Source organism: Streptomyces sp. NPDC058008 (genome assembly GCF_042886395.1).
In the GTDB taxonomy this organism is placed as follows: domain Bacteria; phylum Actinomycetota; class Actinomycetes; order Streptomycetales; family Streptomycetaceae; genus Streptomyces.
On sequence record NZ_JBHVQX010000006.1, the window covers coordinates 204,434 to 221,730 of the forward strand.

The 17,297-nt window shown below is 74.0% G+C and carries 15 protein-coding genes; 5 read left to right on the forward strand and 10 right to left on the reverse strand.

Annotated elements, in window-relative coordinates; translation table 11 throughout:
• The first annotated feature begins 77 nt into the window (after window positions 1–77).
• Together ACFVS9_RS08360 and ACFVS9_RS08365 are read left to right on the forward strand one after the other, a co-directional pair.
• Window positions 78–725 carry an HD domain-containing protein gene (locus ACFVS9_RS08360; protein WP_383113739.1) on the forward strand — a complete coding sequence of 216 codons (648 nt, stop codon included), beginning with the start codon at window positions 78–80 and terminating at the stop codon, window positions 723–725.
• 75 nt (window positions 726–800) lie between these two features.
• Window positions 801–1,283, forward strand: a complete 483-nt coding sequence (locus tag ACFVS9_RS08365) for a hypothetical protein (protein ID WP_389930998.1) — start codon at window positions 801–803, stop codon at window positions 1,281–1,283.
• Between the two features lie 161 nt (window positions 1,284–1,444).
• On the opposite strand, the gene ACFVS9_RS08370 is transcribed toward ACFVS9_RS08365, so the two are convergent.
• The 10 genes from ACFVS9_RS08370 to ACFVS9_RS08415 all read right to left on the reverse strand — a co-directional run bounded on the left by ACFVS9_RS08370 (window position 1,445) and on the right by ACFVS9_RS08415 (window position 12,732).
• Window positions 1,445–2,989: an ABC transporter ATP-binding protein gene (locus ACFVS9_RS08370; protein WP_389931000.1), complete on the reverse strand. Its 1,545-nt coding sequence runs from the start codon at window positions 2,987–2,989 to the stop codon at window positions 1,445–1,447.
• Window positions 2,986–3,795: an ABC transporter permease gene (locus tag ACFVS9_RS08375; RefSeq protein WP_389931002.1), complete on the reverse strand. Its 810-nt coding sequence runs from the start codon at window positions 3,793–3,795 to the stop codon at window positions 2,986–2,988. Before ACFVS9_RS08375 ends, ACFVS9_RS08370 begins: the two co-directional genes overlap by 4 nt.
• Entirely contained in the window at window positions 3,792–4,745 is a 954-nt protein-coding gene (locus ACFVS9_RS08380; RefSeq protein ID WP_383113743.1) for an ABC transporter permease, read from the reverse strand. Before ACFVS9_RS08380 ends, ACFVS9_RS08375 begins: the two co-directional genes overlap by 4 nt.
• Window positions 4,742–6,334, reverse strand: coding sequence for an ABC transporter substrate-binding protein (locus ACFVS9_RS08385; protein ID WP_389931004.1), 1,593 nt, complete (start codon window positions 6,332–6,334; stop codon window positions 4,742–4,744). The genes ACFVS9_RS08380 and ACFVS9_RS08385 overlap by 4 nt, the downstream gene beginning before the upstream one ends.
• Window positions 6,335–6,431: 97 nt before the next feature.
• Window positions 6,432–7,226 (reverse strand): class I SAM-dependent DNA methyltransferase, encoded by a 795-nt coding sequence (locus ACFVS9_RS08390; RefSeq protein WP_383113745.1) that lies wholly within the window; start codon window positions 7,224–7,226, stop codon window positions 6,432–6,434.
• On the reverse strand, window positions 7,223–8,497 hold the full coding sequence (locus ACFVS9_RS08395) for an MFS transporter (RefSeq protein ID WP_389931006.1): 1,275 nt from the start codon (window positions 8,495–8,497) through the stop codon (window positions 7,223–7,225). The genes ACFVS9_RS08390 and ACFVS9_RS08395 overlap by 4 nt, the downstream gene beginning before the upstream one ends.
• Entirely contained in the window at window positions 8,494–9,561 is a 1,068-nt protein-coding gene (locus tag ACFVS9_RS08400) for an enolase C-terminal domain-like protein (protein ID WP_389931008.1), read from the reverse strand. Before ACFVS9_RS08400 ends, ACFVS9_RS08395 begins: the two co-directional genes overlap by 4 nt.
• Complete coding sequence (locus tag ACFVS9_RS08405; RefSeq protein WP_389931010.1) at window positions 9,558–10,643, reverse strand: PLP-dependent cysteine synthase family protein; 1,086 nt, start codon at window positions 10,641–10,643, stop codon at window positions 9,558–9,560. Before ACFVS9_RS08405 ends, ACFVS9_RS08400 begins: the two co-directional genes overlap by 4 nt.
• Window positions 10,640–11,479, reverse strand: coding sequence for a Rossmann-like domain-containing protein (locus tag ACFVS9_RS08410; protein ID WP_389931012.1), 840 nt, complete (start codon window positions 11,477–11,479; stop codon window positions 10,640–10,642). The genes ACFVS9_RS08405 and ACFVS9_RS08410 overlap by 4 nt, the downstream gene beginning before the upstream one ends.
• Complete coding sequence (locus ACFVS9_RS08415) at window positions 11,476–12,732, reverse strand: ATP-grasp domain-containing protein (RefSeq protein ID WP_389931013.1); 1,257 nt, start codon at window positions 12,730–12,732, stop codon at window positions 11,476–11,478. Before ACFVS9_RS08415 ends, ACFVS9_RS08410 begins: the two co-directional genes overlap by 4 nt.
• Window positions 12,733–12,945: 213 nt before the next feature.
• Here ACFVS9_RS08415 and ACFVS9_RS08420 point away from each other — a divergent pair, with 213 nt between their 5' ends.
• The 3 genes from ACFVS9_RS08420 to ACFVS9_RS08430 all read left to right on the forward strand — a co-directional run bounded on the left by ACFVS9_RS08420 (window position 12,946) and on the right by ACFVS9_RS08430 (window position 17,260).
• Window positions 12,946–13,422 (forward strand): DUF5709 domain-containing protein, encoded by a 477-nt coding sequence (locus ACFVS9_RS08420; RefSeq protein ID WP_383113751.1) that lies wholly within the window; start codon window positions 12,946–12,948, stop codon window positions 13,420–13,422.
• A gap of 429 nt (window positions 13,423–13,851) precedes the next feature.
• Window positions 13,852–15,681 (forward strand): ABC transporter ATP-binding protein, encoded by a 1,830-nt coding sequence (locus tag ACFVS9_RS08425; protein WP_389931015.1) that lies wholly within the window; start codon window positions 13,852–13,854, stop codon window positions 15,679–15,681.
• A gap of 508 nt (window positions 15,682–16,189) precedes the next feature.
• Window positions 16,190–17,260 (forward strand): LLM class flavin-dependent oxidoreductase, encoded by a 1,071-nt coding sequence (locus tag ACFVS9_RS08430; RefSeq protein ID WP_389931016.1) that lies wholly within the window; start codon window positions 16,190–16,192, stop codon window positions 17,258–17,260.
• Window positions 17,261–17,297 lie beyond the last annotated feature (37 nt).

The window sequence follows — 17,297 nt, forward strand, 5'->3', positions numbered from 1 at the left end:
GGCCCCGGCGCGGCGCTCCGGTGCGCCGATCCTGGAAGGGCCCGCCACGATCCCCGTACAGGAAGCTGGGTGGCTCCATGGCAACCGACCCGTCCCGGACGGCCGGTGTCCTCGTGCCGGACACGAGGCTCGCGGCCGAGGCGACCGAGCTCGTACGTGAGACGACCGACGACCTCGTCTACCACCATTCCCGCCGGGTCTTCCTCTTCGGCGCCCTCCAGGGCCGCCGCCGGGACCTCTCCTTCGACCCGGAGCTGCTGTACATCGGGGCCATGTTCCACGACCTCGGGCTCGGCGAGCCCTTCCGCTCCAGCGGGCGGCGCTTCGAGGTGGACAGCGCGGACGAGGCACGCCGCTTCCTCCGGTCCCACGGGGTACCGGAGGACAGTGTGCGGCGGGTGTGGACGGCCATCGCCCTGCACACGACGCCGGGCATCCCCGCCTTCATGGAGCCGGAGGTGGCGCTGGTGACCGCCGGCGTGGAGTACGACGTCCTCGGCATCGGCTACGAGGACGTCCCGGACGCCGACCGTGCCGCGATCGTCGCGCTCCATCCGCGGCCGGACTTCAAGCGGCGGATCCTCGGGGCGTTCACCGAGGGGATCCGCCCGAAGCCGGAGACGACGTTCGGTAACGTCAAGGCCGATGTCCTTGAGCACTACGTTCCCGGCTTCGAGCGCGGGGACTTCGTGCGCACCGTCCTCGAATCGCCCTGGCCCGAGTGAGGGCCGTCCGGTGCGCCGGCACCGGACTCCCCCGGGGCGGACGCAGCCACGCACGGCAGGATCGGAGTGATCGTCATGAGCGGGGAACGGGCGGAGATGCTGGAACGCCTCGACGTCTTCATCGGTGAGTGGGTCCTGGAGGCCCGGTTTCCCGGGGACCGTCCGCCACCAACCGGCCCGGGCGGGGGCGGGCCGACGGGACGGAGCCGGTTCGAGTGGGCCCTGGACGGCCAGGTCCTGGTACAGCGCACGGAGATCCCGGCCCCGGCCGCACCCGACGGCCTGATGGTCGTACGGGCCGACCCGGGGACCGGCACGTACACCCAGCACTACTTCGACTCACGCGGCGTGGCCCGCCTGTACGCGATGACCTTCGACGGCGGGGTGTGGACGCTGACCCGGGATTCGCCCGACTTCACGCCCCTTCAGTTCCACCAGCGCTTCACCGGTAGGTTCAGCGAGGACGCCGGCACGATCACCGGTGGCTGGGAGGTCCGCTTCGACAGTACGGGTGCGTGGGAGCACGACTTCGCCCTCGACTACCGCAGGGTGGGGTGACCCCGACCCGTACCGGCGTGGCCGGCGGGCCGTGAGCGCGCGCGATCCGCTGCCCGGGCGTTGCGTCACGCCGGGTTCCGGCGTCGATGTGCCCGGCGACGTCACCGTGCGGCCGGGCACCGCGGCCGGGGAAGCCCACGGTGCCGGGCGGCTCCCGGCCCTCAGGGGCGCACGGCGGGCCCCCACTTCCTGGACGCCCCGACCAGCGAGACCGTGAACGGGTGCCGGGGGCTGTTCAGGAGCTCTGCCGCCGGACCCTCCTCGACCACCCGTCCGCCGTCCAGCACGGCCAGGCGCGTGGCCGGAGCCGCGGTGTCGAGGTCGTGGGTGATCAGCAGGACGGCCGGGCCGTCCTGACGGCGCATCAGCTCGGCGAGCAGGTCCAGCAGGGAGCGCCGGGTCACCGGGTCGAGCCCCGAGGTGATCTCGTCGCAGACCAGGACCCGGGGCCGCGCGAGCAGGGCTCTGGCCAGGGCGGCGCGCTGGAGTTCGCCGCCGGACAGCCGGCCCGGCGGTCTGCGGACGAGCGCCTCGTCCAGTCCGAGGTCCGCGAGCACCCGCCGGGCCTCCGCCGCCGCCTCCTGCCGGCCGGCGCCGCGCAGGCGTACCGCCGTGCGGGCCACCTGGTCCAGGACCGGCCGGTGTTCGTCGAAGGCGGCGCGGGCGTCCTGGAAGACGTACTGCACGGCGGCGGTCTGCTCACGGCCGCGGTCCCGCAGGCTGCGCGGCAGGGCCGCGCCGTCGAGCAGGATCTGTCCCGTGTGGTCGCGGTGCAGGCCCACGAGGCAGCGGGCCAGGGTCGTCTTGCCGCTGCCCGAGCGTCCGACGAGGGCGAGGCACTCCCCCCGGCGGAGGGTGAGCCGGTCCACGCTCAGCACGGGCACGCGCGTACCGCCGTTCCGGTGGCGGGCGGTGAGTCCGCGGACGGTCAGCAGCTCCGCACCGGTGTGTCCGGGGTCCGCGTACGGCAGGGTCCTCGGTCCGGCGAGGAGTTCCGCGGTCCAGGGGTGCGCGGGGGCGTCCAGGATGCGGTGGGCGGGTCCCTGCTCCACCACCCGGCCCCCACGCATCACCAGGACCTCGTCGGCCAGTTCGCGTACGACGTCGAGGTCGTGGCTGAGCAGCAGCACGGCGATGCCACGGCCTGCCGCGGCCGCGAGCCGCCCGGTGATGCGGCGTCCGGTCAGGGCGTCCTGACCGGTGGTGGGTTCGTCGGCGACGATGAGGCGGGCGCCCTGGAGCAGCGCCTGCGCGAGGACGACGCGCTGCTGCTGGCCGCCGGAGAGCTGGTGCGGATAGCGGCCGAGCACCTCGTCGGCGGCGAGCTGGGCGTCGGCGAGCGCCTGCGCAACGCGCTGCCGTGCGGCGGGGCGCCGGCGCCGGCGGGGCAGGTCCTGGACCTGCTGCCGTGCCAGGTCGCTCAGGAGCGCTCCGGTACGGCGGACGGGGTTGAGGACGGCCGCGGGGTGCTGGGGGACGTAGCCGGTCCGGGTGCCGGGTACGGTCACCTCCCCCGTCACCCGCGCGCCCGGCGGGTATTCACCGAGCAGGGCGAGCCCGGTGGTGGTCTTGCCGCTGCCGGACGCGCCGACCAGGGCGGTCACGGTGCCGGCGCGGATCCGGAACGACACCCGGTCGACGAGTACCCGCCCGTCGACCTCGACGGTCAGTCCGGTGACGGCGGCGATCACGGGGCTCTCGTTCACGGGCGGCGGCCCTTCCGGGGCGGGGTGCGGTTCTCCAGGGCGGCGTCGACGAGCAGGTTGCTGCCCATGGTCAGCGCGACGATGAGCAGGGCGGGCACGACGACCGCCCAGGGCTGGATGAACAGTCCGGTGCGGTTGCGGTCCACCATCACGGCCCAGTCGGCTGCGTCGGGGGCCACCCCGATGCCCAGGAAGGCCGCGGTGGCCACCAGGTAGAGCACTCCGGTCAGCCGGAGACCCGCGTCGGCGGCCAGGGTGCGCAGGATGGACCGCCCCACGTATCCGACGGCGATCCGCCACCAGCTCTCCCCCTGCACGCGCATCGCCTCCACGGCCGGCCGGGACGCCGCTTCCGCGGCGGCCGCGCGCACGATGCGGGCGGTGTCCGGTACGGAGACGAGGGCCACCAGCAGGGCGAGCCCCGCAGCGCCCGGCGGGAAGGCGGCGGCGACCAGCAGGATCATGAGCAGCGAGGGGACGGCGAGCAGTACGTCCGGTGGGCGCATCAGCACCTCCTCCAGCCATCTGCGGTGGGTGAGCGCGCTGATCAGCCCGAGTGGCAGGGCGACGAGGTAGGCGAGGGCGGTGGCGGCCAGCGCGACCAGGACCACGGGCCGCCCGCCGAGCAGCACCTGGTGCACGACGTCCCGGCCGACGAAGTCCGTACCGAGCCGGTGGCCGCCGCCGGGGGTGAAGGAGGCGGCGCGGGCCGGGGGCTCCCCCACGAGGAACGGCCCGGCCAGGGCGAGGCCGAGCGGGACCGCGACGAGGGCCGCCCCCGGTCCGTATCCGCGGAGCGGCCTCATGCCGCCACCCCCGCGCGGGGTGCGAGCCGGTGGGTGACGAGGTCGGCGCCGAGGTTGAGTACGACGGTGGCGAGGCCGAAGACCACCGCGAGGCCCTGGACGACGGGGATGTCGCGGTCGGCGACCGCGTTCATGAGGACGGTGCCGAGTCCGGGGATCACGAAGAGGGCCTCCACGACGATGACGCCGCACAGCAGCCAGTCGATGGTGCGGGCGAGCTGCTGGGTGGCGGGGGCGAGGGCGTTGGGCAGGGCGTGGCCGTAGCGCACGCGGGCCCCCGGGATGCCGTACCGCCTGGCGTGGGCGGTGTACGGGGCCGCGAGGGCCTCGATCATGCCGGCCCTGACCAGCCGGGCCAGCGAGCAGACGGGCCGGGCGAGGAGGACGAGGACGGGCAGGACGAGCACGGCGGGGTGCGCGAGCAGCCCGGTGCCGTGGCCGACTGCGGTCGGCGGGAGCCAGCCGAGCCGCAGGGCGAACACGCTCACCAGCAGCACTCCGAGGGCGAATTCGGGGACGGCGTAGACGCCGAGGGTCGCGGAGCTGATCAGCCGGTCGGTGAACCGCCCCTCGTGGCGGGCGGCGAGTACGCCGAGGCCCACGCCCACCGGGACAAGGATCAGGACCGTGAGCGTGGCGAGGAGGAGGGTGGGGCCGAAGCCGTCGGCGAGGAATCCGGCGACCGGCCGCCCGGAGGTGAGAGAGGTGCCGAAGTCGCCGTGGAGCAGGCCGGTGACCCAGTCGGCCAGCCGCTCGTGGGCGGGCCGGTCGAGCCCCATCGCGCGGCGCACGGCCGCGATGCGTTCCGGGTCGGGCTGGTCCCCGGCGAAGGCGACGGCGGCGTCGCCCGGCAGCGCCTCGGTGAGCGCGAAGACCAGCAGCACGACGGCGGCGGTCTGCGCGGCGCCGAGGAGCAGCCGCCGGGCGATCCAGGCACGCGACCCGGTCACGCCAGCCAGACCTTGTCGAAGCGGGCCCAGTCCAGGGTGTTGGCGGGTGCTTCGCGGGCGACACCCCGCAGGGAGGGTGCGGTGCCGAGGATCCAGTCGCCGAAACCCCAGACGAGGAAGCCGCCTTCGGCGTACAGCTGCCGCTGCATCCGCCCGTAGAGGGCGGCACGGGCCGCCCTGTCCCTGGTGGACTGGGCCTGCCGGTAGAGCGCGTCGAAGGCCTTGTCCTGCCATTTGGTGGCGTTGGTGGTGGAGTCGGTGAGCAGCCGCTGGGAGATGTGGGACTCGATGGGCATGGCTCCGGAGCGGTAGCAGCACAGGGTGCCGGAGTCGAGGATGTCCTTCCAGTAGGAGTCCTTGCTGCCCATCCGCACATCGACGGTGACTCCGGCGCGCGCCGCCTGGTCGCGGAAGATGCCGGCTGCCTCGGTGAAGCCGGCGGCGACGGTGGAGGTGTCGAGGGTGACGTGGAGGCCTTCGGTGCCCGCCTGTTTCAGGAGGTGGCGGGCGCGGTCGATGTCGGGTGCGCGCTGGGGGAGTTCGTCCGCGTAGTACTCGTACCCCTTGCCGAAGAGGTCGTTGCCGGTCTCCCCCGCGCCGGAGAGGGCTCCCCGCACCAGTTCCTCGCGGTCGGCGATGAGGAAGAACGCCTCGCGGACCCGGGGGTCGTCGAAGGGCGGGCGGTCGGTCTTCATGGCGAGGGCCTGCATGGCGCTGTTCCTCAGCCGGACGATCCGGATGCGGCCCGCCTTCTCGTGGGCGCGGCCGGTCGCGGGGTTCAGCTCGTGGGCGTACTCGATCTGGCCGCCGAGGAGGGCGTTGACGCGGGCGGACTCCTCGTTGGCGATGACGAACTCGAGGGTGTCGAGGTGCGGGGCCCCGTCCCAGTGGGCGTCGTGGCGCCGTAGGACGGTGGAGCGTCCGGGGCTGAAGGAGACGAAGCGGAAGGGGCCGGAGCCGACGGGGGCGCGGTCGAACGCGGTGGCCCCGTCCTGCACGATGTAGGTGCCGAAGGCGGCCATCACGTTGGGGAATTCGGCCGTCGGACGCTTGAGGACGAACTCGACGGTCCGCTCCCCCGTCGCGCGGCTCGCCTCCAGGTCGACGGGTTCCAGGGACGCGCGGGCGCGGTAGGCCTTCGCGGGGTCGGCGATGCGGCGGTAGCTGTACAGGACGTCGGCGGCGGTCACCGGCTTCCCGTCGTGGAACTCCGCCCGCCGCAGGGTGACCGTCCAGCGGTCGAGGCCGTCGTCGGGCTCCCAGGACTCGGCCAGGCGTGGCACCGCGGCCAGATCGGCGCCGTAGTCGGCGAGTTTGTCGAAGAGCGCCTTGCTCCGGGCGGCGTCGGCGAAGAGGTTCCCGAGGTGCGGGTCGAGCGTTTCGCTCGCTCCGCCCCCGGCGAAGGCCGCGCGCACCCGTCCGCCCCGGCGGGGCGTGCCGTCCCCCTTGTCCTCGGCTCCCCCGGTGGCGGCGGGTCCCGCGCAGCCGGCGAGCGTGAGCGCGCCGAGGCCGGCCGCTCCTCCGGCGGCGAGGAAGCCGCGTCTGCGCAGGCCCGGGAAGCGTTCGTGTCGGTCGGCTGATGCCGTCATGGCTGTTCTCCTGTTGCTGGTGTGCCGGGTCGCCGTCGGCTGACCCGGCGGTGCGGCCGCCGGTTCGTCCCCTCCGGCCGGCGGGTGGACCCGCGGGTCACGCGGCGGGCTTCCTGGCGACGAGGTGCAGCCGGTCGCCGTCGGCGGCGGTACCGGGTTCCGCGCCCGGCCTCCAGAGGGGTTCGGTCCGGGGTCCGGGCCCGTCGTGCAGGGCGAGGACGTCGAAGCCGTGGACGGTGAGGAAGTGGCGCAGTTCCTGGGGCAGGAGCAGCCGCCAGGCGGAGTGCTCCTCGACGGGCGGGCTGCCGTCGTCGGCGGTCCAGTCCCGGGTGCGCCGCAGCAGTTGGGCGGCGCGGTCGACGCGCAGTGCGGTGGTGGAGCGGTACGTCGTGCCGTTCCAGGTGAAGCGGGACACGGCGGGAGCGGTGGGAGGTTCGTCCCGCCCGAGGAAGTAGGCGCCGTTGCGCATCTCCGCGACCAGCAGGCCGCCGGGCACGAGGGTGCGGCGGCACGAGGTGAGGAAGCCGTCGAGCTGCTCGTTCGTGTGGCAGTACAGCAGTGAACTGTCCAGGCACACCACGGCGTCGAAGACTCCCTGACCGAAATCGAACCGGCTGAGATCGGCCTGCCGGTAGTCCGGTCCGGGGTGGTGGGCGCGGGCGTGGGCGAGCATGGTGGCGGAGAGGTCGGCGGCCGTGACACGCCGTCCGCGGGAGTGGAGGAGGGCCGCGTCCCTGCCGGTGCCGCAGCCCAGGTCCAGGACGGCGGGCCCCACGCCGTACCGGAGCAGGAGGTCCTCGGCCCAGCGACCGGCGAGGCGTTCCGGGTCGGGGAACCTGGCCTCGTACAGCTCCGGGCGGTCGGTGAGCAGGTTCCCCGGCCGGGGCTTCACGCCGTCACCGCCACGGGGGCGGGCCGGGTGCGGGGCAGGGTCCCGTTGCGGTGCAGCCAGGTCACCGCGCCCGCCGAGACGAGGCCGGCCAGCAGGCAGCAGGCCCAGGGCAGCAGGGCGGCCGGGCCGTCGCCGCCGGCGTTGCGGGCGGCGTCCATGGCCCGGCCGACGGCCGCGTTCCCGACGGCCGCGGCGATGCCGGAGACCGCGTAGAAGACCCCGAAGTACGTGCCCGTGAGGGCCGGCCGTCCGAAGCCCGGGATCAGCTCCATGACGAAGGGCTGTGCGGTCATGACGCCCAGGTGGAGCAGGAGGGCCCCGGCCAGCACGGGCAGTGCGCGCAGGGTGGCGTCGAGGGCTCCGTCCGGGGGTGCGGTGGTGCCCGCGACGAGCATCGGCGGTACGAACGCCAGGCCCATCAGCACCAGTCCGGCCGTGATCCAGCGGCCCCTGCTTCCGCGTCCCTTCAGTGCGCGGGTGAGGCGCAGCTGGAAAGCAATGCCCGCGACCGTCCCCACGAGGAGGACGAGTCCGGCGGCGCCGTCCCATCCGGTGGCCTGCCGGGCGCCTGCGGGGAGCAGGAGGTAGAGCTGGTTCTCCAGGGTGAACATGCCGACCATGGCCAGGGCGAAGGCGATGAAGGCGCGGTTGCCGACGGCCTCGCGCCAGTCGGCGGTGACGCTGCCGGTGGCGGGTGGGGCGGGCCGGGCGGGGAGGACCAGGGCCTGGGCGACGGTGAGCAGGGCGAAGACCGCGGCCGCGGTCAGCGCGGAGGCCCGGAAGTCGACGAGCAGCAGGGCGCTGCCCAGGAGCGGTCCGACGAGGGCTCCGGCCGTCGCGAAGACGTTGAACAGGGCGAACGCCTCCGCTCCGTGCTCCCCCGCCTCCCGGGCGAGGTAGGTGCGGACGGCGGGGTTGAACAGGGCGCCCGCGACCCCGCTGAGCACGGAGGCGGCGAGCAGCACCGGCAGGCCGTCACCGAGGGCGAAGAGGGCGAAGCCGACGGTGCGTATCGCGCAGCCGGCGATGATGACGCCGCGGGGGCCGAGCCGGTCGGCGGCGGAGCCCCCTACGAGGAAGAGTCCCTGCTGGCTCAGGTTGCGTACGCCGAGGACGATGCCGACGACGGCGGCGGACATGCCGAGGCCGTCGCCGAGGTGGGTGGCGAGGTAGGGGATGAGCAGGTAGAAGCCCGTGTTGACGCCGAACTGGTTGACCAGCAGAAGCCGTACGGCGGGCGGGAACCGGCGGATCTCACGCCAGGTGCTCACGAGGCCGCGCTCCGGGCCGCGTCCGCCGTGCGGGGACGTACGCCGAGCCCTGGCCGTCCGCCGGCCGCGACGAATCCGTCGCCGCCTCCGATTCCGGTCCAGGGGTCGTGGGCGAGCAGGAGGTGCCCGTCGAGGTCGGTCCAGCGGGCGCGGTCGGCGATGTGGACGGCGGGGGCGATGCCGAGGGTGCTGGCCGTGAGGCAGCCGAGCATCAGGTCCGTGCCACTGCCCTCGATCAGGGCGGCGATGCGCAGTGCGGCGTGGACACCGCCGCATTTGGCGAGTTTGACGTTGATCCCGTGGACACGTCCCGCGAGCCGCCGCGCGTCCTGGAACGTGACCGCGTCCTCGTCGGCGATGACGGGCACGGGTGAGCGGGCGGCGAGCCGCGCGAGGGCTTCCGGGTCGCCCGGGGCGATGGGCTGCTCCACCGCCTCGACGCCGAGGCCGGCGAACCGGGGCAGGAGCGCGCGTGCCCGGCCCTGCGACCAGGCGCCGTTGGGGTCGAGGAGGAGCCGGGCGGCGGGAGCCGCGGCGCGGACGGCGCGCACCCGGTCCAGGTCGCACTCCTCGTCCCGGTCGCCCGCCTTGATCTTGATCACGGAGAACCCGGCCCCGGCCAGTCGGCGGGCCTGGGCGGCCGCCCGTCCCGGGGAGACGATCGAGATCGTGCGCGCCGTCGCGGACCTCGGCGCCACGGGGGCTCCGAGCAGGCGGTGCACGGCGGTCCCGGTGCGCTTGCCGGCCAGGTCCAGGAGCGCCGCCTCGGTGGCGGCGGTCACGGCGGCCGGGGTGCCGGGCTCGGTGAGTTCACCGGCGCGCAGGGCGTGCAGCGCGCTCTCCGGGTCGGCGAAGCGGGTGAGCCGCTCACCGGTCCGGGCGGCGAGGCGTCGCAGGGTCCGGATGTCCAGGCCGTAGAAGACGCTGGTGACGGCCTCACCGTGGCCGCTGAGCCCCTCGTGTCCGACGGTGAGGCGTACGGCGTCGCGGGCGGTCATGACCGATCGCGAGATGCGCAGGGGCTCTGCGAGCACGAGCCGCACGGTGTGCTGGGTGAGCTTCACGGCTTCCTCTCCAGGCGTTCCGCCAGCGGGTCGGTGACGGTGGTGCACCGGGCCCAGCCCCCTGCGTGCGGGGTGCGCGGGTGCGGGACGTCGACGGGATCCTCCGCCGCGAGACCGGGCTCCAGGTGGTGGGCGGTCATGAAGTCGTCGTCGTACACCGTGCCGAGGTAGCGGTGGGGGCCGTCGGGGAAGACGGTGGCGACGGCGGCGCCGGGGTGGGTACGGGCGGCCCAGGCGGCGACGCGCGCCACGGCTCCCGTGCTCCAGCCGCCGCTGACGAAGTTGCCGCGGGCGAGCCGCCGGCAGGAGTCGGCGGCCTCGGCCGGCCCGGTCCAGTGGACCTCGTCGAAGGCGTCGTAGGCGACGTTGCGCGGATGGATGCTGCTGCCGAGGCCGCGCATCAGCCGGGGTGCCGCCGGCTGCCCGAAGATGGTGGATCCGGTGGAGTCGACGGCGACGAGGCGCAGGCCGGGCCAGTGCCTGCGCAGCGGTCCGGCGATCCCGGCGCTGTGTCCTCCGGTGCCGACGCTGCAGACGAGGATGTCGAGGTGGTCCAGCTGGGTGGCGAGTTCGGCGGCGAGGGAGGCGTAACCCGCGGTGTTGTCGGGGTTGTTGTACTGGTCGGGCCAGTACGCTCCGGGCAGCCGGGCGAGCAGGTCGTGCAGCCGCTCCAGGCGGGCGCCCTGCCAGCCGCCCTGCGCGGCGGGCCGGTCCACGAGCTCCAGGCGCGCTCCGTACGAGCGGAGCAACTGCCGCATGGAGGGTTCCAGTTCGCTGTCACCCACGAGGACGACAGGGTGCCCGAGCGCCTGTCCGGCGAAGGCGAGGCCTATGCCGAGCGTGCCGGACGTCGATTCCACGACCGGTGCGCCGGGGAGCAGTTCGCCGCGCTCCTCGGCGCCGAGGAGCATCGAGACGGCCGCACGCGCCTTCATCCCGCCCACGGCGTGGCCTTCGAGCTTGGCCCAGAAGCCCGGGTGGGGCCCCGGCAGGGGGGTGGTGATCCTGGCCAGCGGGGTGCGGCCGAGGAGGGCGAGGAGTTCCCGGTTGGGTGCCAGCGCGGGCAGGGATGCCGTGGTCACGAGGTGCCTCCGTCGTCCGCGCGGTAGCGGTGGATGGTGCCGGGTCCGCCGTCGAGCCAGAAGAAGGGGTAGGGCTCGGCGCACACCGCGCTCACCCCTGCGCCCAGGAAGCGGGGCAGGACCGCGCTCCCGGTCTGGGCGAACATGACCAGTGGTGTGCCGTGCTCCTGGGCGCTGCGGCGCAGCGGGTCGAAGGTGCCGTTGCCGAGCGTCATGCCGGACGCCAGCACCGCGTCGCAGCGGCCGGTCTCGGCGAGGGCGTCCGTGAGGATGGGCTCGCCCCACTCGGTGGTGCCGCCCTTCAGGTCGCAGGGGATCGCGCTGAGCCCGCGTGAACGCAGCTCGGCCAGGAGGGAGTTGACGACGCCGACGACCAGGACGGTGCCGCCGCGCGGCACGTCCAGCAGCTCGACGACGGCGGCGGCCCGCGCCTTCGACCGCACCAGCGAGCTTCCGGCGGGGAGGGCGACCGGCCGCGCGCCGTGCGACGGGGTGTGCGGCGTGACGTCCATCAGGTACGCGTCGAGCGCCGCGACCCGGACCGGCAGCAGCGGGTGGGCGAGGAGTGAGGCCACGTCCGCTCCGGCGCACTCCTCGACCGTTCCTTCGGGGAGCGCGCCGGGCTCCACCGCGCACGAGCCGACGGCGCGGCCGAGACGGAGGCTGAGGACCTCGTTGCGGTAGCCACCGCGCCGCCCGTCGTGCCGCACGGCCTGGGACGTGGTGAACGCGACGGCGATGCGGCGCGCCACGGGGTCCGGGCCGAGTTCACCGCGTAAGGCCTGGTCGAGCAGGGCGTCGAGACAGGGTGCGAGCGCACCCCGGGTCGCCGTCATGAGCGCACCAGCACGGGACGCACTCCCGCGAGCAGGCCCTCGACGCGTTCCCGGGCGCCGAGCCCGGCGGCGTCGCCCGCCATGATGTGGCCGAGGTAGGCGTTGTTGCTGTCCGCGGCCTCGACGGTGCGGCCCGCCTCGGCGATCCGGACCTCCAGTACGCCGTCGGCGTCCCGCACGGCGTCGGCGCCCTCCACGGACGCGAGCGTTCCCGCGCCTGCGGGGAGGAGGAATCCGATGGCCGCGCTGCGCAGTCCGGTGTCGCGTCGGCGCAGGTCGGGCTCCCGTCCCAGCGCCACGTCGACGCAGGCGGCGGCGAGGTCGATCCCGGTGACGTGGCGGACCAGCTCGGTGATGCGGTTGCCCGCGGGGCGGGGGTTGACCTCGACGACGCGGGGGCCGTCGTCCGTGAGCTTGATCTCGGTGTGCGCCACGACGTCGTCGAGGCCCAGCGCGGCGCCGGCGCGCAGCGCGGTTCCGGTGGCGGCGGTGAGGTCGCCGGGGGTGAGGGCGGCCGGGAACATGTGGCCGGTCTCGACGAACGCGGGGGCTCCGCCGACGCTCTTGTCCGTCACGCCGACGACGTGCGCGACACCGCCCCGGGTCACGGTCTCGACGCTCACCTCATGGCCCCGGAGGAACTCCTCGACCAGGATGTGCGGCGCGCGCCGCTGCCCCCTGGCGTTGCGCGGGAAGGCGGCCAGGGCGGCGCAGGCGGCGGTCAGCTGTTCCTCGTCGTCGACGCGGCGCACGAGCATGCCCGCGCAGAGGTCCACCGGCTTGACCACCAGCGGATATCCGATGTCCCGGGCGGCGGCTGCGGCCTCCGACCCGTCCGCGCACACCGCGAAGCGGGGGCCGGGGACACCGGCGGCGGCCAGGACGCGCCGGGTGGCGTCCTTGCGGCAGGCGTTCTCCATGGCCTCGGCCGAGGGGCCGGGCAGGCCCAGGAGCGCGGCGATCCGTGCGGCGGTCGGCAGGTAGTAGTCACAGGAGGTGACGACTCCGTCGAAGTGGAGGGCCCGGTGCAGCCGCTCGACCTGCGGAAGCAGCTCTTCGACGTCGTTGGTGGGCGCCGTGACGACGTTACGGGCGGTGAGCAGCGGATGTTCCGTCCCCTCCGGCGCCGCCCGGAGGTAGTGGTGCAGGTCCCGGGTGAGGAAGGTGAAGTGGTGCCCTCCCTCGCGCAGGGCCCGCGGCAGCAGTCTGCTCATCGATCCGACCCAGCTCTCGACCACCAGTAGATGAGCCACGAGCTCCCCCTTCTCACAGTGCCGTTGGGATTGCGGACAGGCGGAGGTCACCCCCGTACGGAGGCTCCCGGCCCGACCGCACACACGCTATCGACAATCGTTTTCATTGTCATCTGAATGGCCGTCACTGCTTCCGGGGGCCGTCTTCCGTTGCGTCCCTCGCCGGACCGGAGTGGAATTGCAGACAGGGGGACCCGGAGGAAGGGGCACGCCATGACCGACAGCGACCGGGGGGACGACGTCTACCAGCCCCAGGAACCTGAGGCCTCGGACCCCGATGACCTGCTGGATCTGGAGGACACCCTGGACACGTCCGGGATCGCCGACGTCCTGGACGAGGGCTACTCGCCGCCCGACCGGCCCTGGGCGGTCGCGGACGAGGGGACGACCGCCTCGGAGCAGCACACGGGCGAATCCCTCGACAGCCGCCTGAACAGGGAGGTTCCGGAGGACACCGACTCCTCCCCCGACGGGATCGGCGACCTGGCGGACGGTGACGGAGAGCTCTACGACACGGAGGTGGGGACGGACCGCGCGGGCAGGCTCACGCAGGAGGGCGACGGCCATGTGCCCTCCGCCCTCACCGCCCAGGACGTCGGCATCGACGGCGCGGCGGCGTCCGCCGAGGAGGCCGCGATGCATCTGATCCCCGAGGAGCAGTACGTGTTCGGGGAGGAGCCGGCCCGCTGACGGACCGCGCCCGCGCCCGCACCCCCTTCCGTCGGCCGTCCGCGCACGCCCGCGCCCGAGGACGCACGTGATCCCGCCGCGGATCCGCCCGGCCGCCCGCGTGCGCACGCGCGTGAGCCCGCGCACCCATGGTCCGGACGAGCCCCCCGCGTACGTACACGTGCCTGGGCTCCCGCGTCGGTACACACGTGTGCGCCCGTACTGCGGGACCACGCGGACGGAGCGGCCGAAACGCGCCGCCGTGCTGCCCGCGCCCCCCGAAAACGCTTGGACGCCGACGGCCCGGCCACGGGAGACTCTTGCCTCCCGGATCTCTCGCCGCCGACGCGCGGCGCGCACTTCTGCCCGGCACGGTGCCATCCCCTCGGGGGAGAACACCCGCCACGGCGAGGTCCGGAGCAACTGCCCGCGAAACGACATGAGGTCGGCATGGGATCGCAGCAGTCCCCCGGCACCGGGCCCGACAAGGGCCCGGTCCGGCTAGCACTCCGCCACTACCTGCGGGAACTCTCCCGCCAGCGCAGACTTTCCGTCCCCGCCCTCGCACTCCCCGCACTCGGCAACATCGGCATCACCTACGTCGCGCCACTGGTCGTCGCCAAGCTCGTCGGCCGGATCGCCGAGGACGGCGCCCTGGGCATCCGCGAGGCGCTCCCCTACGTCGGCGTGTTCGCCGGGGTGCTCCTCCTGGCGGAGGCCATGTGGCGTGCGGGGCTGCACTGCCTCAACCGCGTCGACGCCCGGGGCATCGAGCACCTGTACGTCACCGGCATGGACGAGCTGTTCGCCAAGGACGCCTCCTTCTTCCAGGACAACTTCGCCGGTTCGCTCACCAAGAGGGTGCTGAGTTTCGCCTCGCGCTTCGAGGAGTTCGTCGACACCCTCACCTTCAACATCGTGGGAAGCCTGGCCCCGCTGCTGTTCGGCACGGTGATCCTGTGGAGCTACGACCCCTTGCTGGTGGTCGGCCTGCTGACCATGATCACGGTGACCGCCGTCTGCGCCGCACCGCTCATCCGGCGCCGTCAGAAACTGGTCAACCGGCGCGAGGAGGCCATCGCGCGGGTGTCGGGCCATGTGTCCGACGCGCTGATGAACATGGACACCGTGCGCGCGTTCGCCGCGGAGGAGCGCGAGGCCGCCGAACACCGTTCCCGTGTCGCGGAGTCCAGGCGGCTGACGCTGCGCTCCTGGGACTACGGCAACCTGCGCATCGACACCCTCGTCGCGCCGCTGTCCGTGCTCACCAACGGGCTCGGTCTGCTTCTCGCCGTCGGGATCGGCGCGGGCGGCGGCAGCGTGGAGGCGATCGTGGTCGCCTTCACCTACTACACCGGGTCGACCCGCATCATGTTCGAGTTCAACCAGATCTACCGCCGTCTGGAGAGCTCGATGACCGAGGCGGCCCAGTTCACCGAACTTCTCCTCGTCGCGCCCACCGTCCTGGATCCGGCGGCACCCGAGCCCCTGGGCCCGCCGTCCGGCGACGTCCGCTTCGAGAAGGTCACCTTCGCGCACGACGGGGCCGACCCCCTCTTCGAGGGGCTCGAACTCGACGTGCCGAGCGGGGCGAGGGTCGGCCTCGTCGGCCGGTCCGGAGGCGGCAAGACCACACTCTCCCGGCTGCTGCTGCGGATGGCCGACGTCCAGTCGGGCCGCATCCTGATCGGAGGTCAGGACATCAGCCGTCTCCGCCAGTCCGACCTGCGGAGCCTGATCGCCTACGTACCGCAGGAACCGGCCATGTTCCACCGCACCCTGCGGGAGAACATCCACTTCGCCCGGCCGGACGCCACCGAGGCCGAGATCCGCGCCGCCGCCGACGCGGCCCATGTCACCGAGTTCGCCGACCATCTCCCGGCGGGCTTCGACACGATGGTCGGGGAGCGCGGCGTCAAGCTGTCCGGCGGGCAGCGCCAGCGGGTCGCGCTCGCGCGGGCCATTCTGCGGGACGCGCCGATCCTGCTGCTGGACGAGGCGACCAGCGCGCTCGACTCCGAGAGCGAGATCCTCGTGCAGCAGGCACTGTGGCGGCTGATGGAGGGCCGGACCGCGCTCGTCGTCGCACACCGCCTGAGTACGGTCGCGGCCATGGACAACCTCATCGTGCTCGACCGCGGGCGGATCGCCGAGCAGGGCACGCACCAGGAACTCCTGCTCAACGACGGCGCGTACGCCAAGCTCTGGCACCACCAGTCGGGCGGCTTCCTCGTCGACACCGCCAACGGCGTTCCCGCGACCGCCGAACAGACAGGCTGACGGACCGAGGTCTCCCGGCGCGCGGCGCGCCGGGAGACCTCGGTCCGTTCCCCGGGACGGCACCCTGCCCCGGCCCGCCACCACCGCCCGCCGGACGCCTCCCGGTGGCCACCCCGCGGCGGTACGGCGTCCGGGGCTCATTGACTTTCCCGACGATCACGCTGAGACTCGCTTGCATGTACGAGGTCCAGCCCCTTCCCAGCGAGCGCTGTCCCCGCCTCGTCCGCGCGTCGCGCACCGGGTGTTGACCTTCACTCCACCCCTCTCTCCGCGGCGCCCGCCCATGGGTGTCCGGCCGTCGCACCGCCGTGCGCCGGCCGCTCCCGGCGCATCCCCGATCCGCACGGCCCCGGCGACGACCGCTCGTCCCGGCCCGGGGCAGGCGTAGGCCGCACGGCCCCCGGCGGGCGCCCCGCCGGGGACGGTCCCGTCACGGGCGGCGCCCCTCCCACCACCGCCTGGCCCACCGCACCGCGGTGTGCGGGCCGATCAGTGATCGGAAGACCCCATGAGCCCGAAGTTCCTCTGGTACATCCCCAACACCGTCGAGCCCGGCCACCGGGGCGACGACACCTCGACGGGCTGGGGGTCCGTCGAGTACTCGACCGACCTCGCCCTGACGGCGGAGGCGCACGGCTGGAGCGGGGCGCTGCTCGGCACCGGCTGGGGGCGTCCCGACACCTTCACCGTGGCGACGGCCCTGGCCGCGCGCACCACGACGTTCGAGCCGCTGATCGCGGTGCGTCCCGGATACTGGCAGCCCGCGCACCTCGCCGGCGCGGCGGCCACGCTCGACCAACTGAGCCGCGGAAGGGTGCTGTTCAACATCGTCAGCGGGCCGGACAGCCTCGGGGCGTACGGCGACACCCTGGTGGACCCGGCCCGACGGTACGCCCGTACACGGGAGTTCATGCACCTTCTGCGGCGCCTGTGGACCGAGGAGGACGTGACGTTCGGCGGCGAGTACTTCCAGGTCAGCGGTTCCACGGTCGCACCGCGCCCGTACGGAACCGGCGCACGGGCGCATCCCACGCTCTACTTCGGGGGCGCCTCGCCCGCCGCCGAGCGGGTGTCGGCGGCCGAGGCGGACGTCCAGCTCTTCTGGGGCGAGCCGCTCGACGGGGTCGCCGAACGCATCGACCGGCTGAAGACGTTGAGCGAGCGGACGGACCGCCGGCACGCGCCGCTCGAGTTCGGGCTGCGGATCACCACACTCGTGCGCGACACCGCCGAGGAGGCGTGGCGGGCGGCCGAGGAGAAGGTCGCCGAGCTGGCCGCCGCCGACCCGGCCGCCTGGGCGGCCAACAGCACGACGGCGGTGGGCCAGCAGCGGCTCTCCGGCCTCGCCGCGCGGGGCGAGGTGCTCGACTCCTGCCTCTACACCGCACCGGGCAGGTTCGGGGCCGGAGGAGCGGCGACCACCTGGCTGGTCGGCTCCCCCGCCGACGTCGCCACGGCACTGGAGAACTACCGCAAGCTCGGCGTCACCCACTTCATCCTCTCCGACACCCCCTACAAGCCGGAGATCAGCCGCATCGGCGACCAACTGCTCCCCCTGCTGCGCGACCCGTCCCCCTGAGCGGGGCGGTCACCGCCCGGCAGCGTGCGTCCGGTGG

What these genes read in the sequence shown, in the direction of transcription:
- ACFVS9_RS08420 (WP_383113751.1), top strand. Translation starts at nt 12,946, where the DNA reads ATGACCGACAGCGACCGGGGGGACGACGTCTACCAGCCCCAGGAACCT.
- ACFVS9_RS08385 (WP_389931004.1), bottom strand. Translation starts at nt 6,334, where the DNA reads ATGACGGCATCAGCCGACCGACACGAACGCTTCCCGGGCCTGCGCAGA.
- ACFVS9_RS08375 (WP_389931002.1), bottom strand. Translation starts at nt 3,795, where the DNA reads ATGAGGCCGCTCCGCGGATACGGACCGGGGGCGGCCCTCGTCGCGGTC.
- ACFVS9_RS08365 (WP_389930998.1), top strand. Translation starts at nt 801, where the DNA reads ATGAGCGGGGAACGGGCGGAGATGCTGGAACGCCTCGACGTCTTCATC.
- ACFVS9_RS08360 (WP_383113739.1), top strand. Translation starts at nt 78, where the DNA reads ATGGCAACCGACCCGTCCCGGACGGCCGGTGTCCTCGTGCCGGACACG.
- ACFVS9_RS08410 (WP_389931012.1), bottom strand. Translation starts at nt 11,479, where the DNA reads ATGACGGCGACCCGGGGTGCGCTCGCACCCTGTCTCGACGCCCTGCTC.
- ACFVS9_RS08425 (WP_389931015.1), top strand. Translation starts at nt 13,852, where the DNA reads ATGGGATCGCAGCAGTCCCCCGGCACCGGGCCCGACAAGGGCCCGGTC.
- ACFVS9_RS08430 (WP_389931016.1), top strand. Translation starts at nt 16,190, where the DNA reads ATGAGCCCGAAGTTCCTCTGGTACATCCCCAACACCGTCGAGCCCGGC.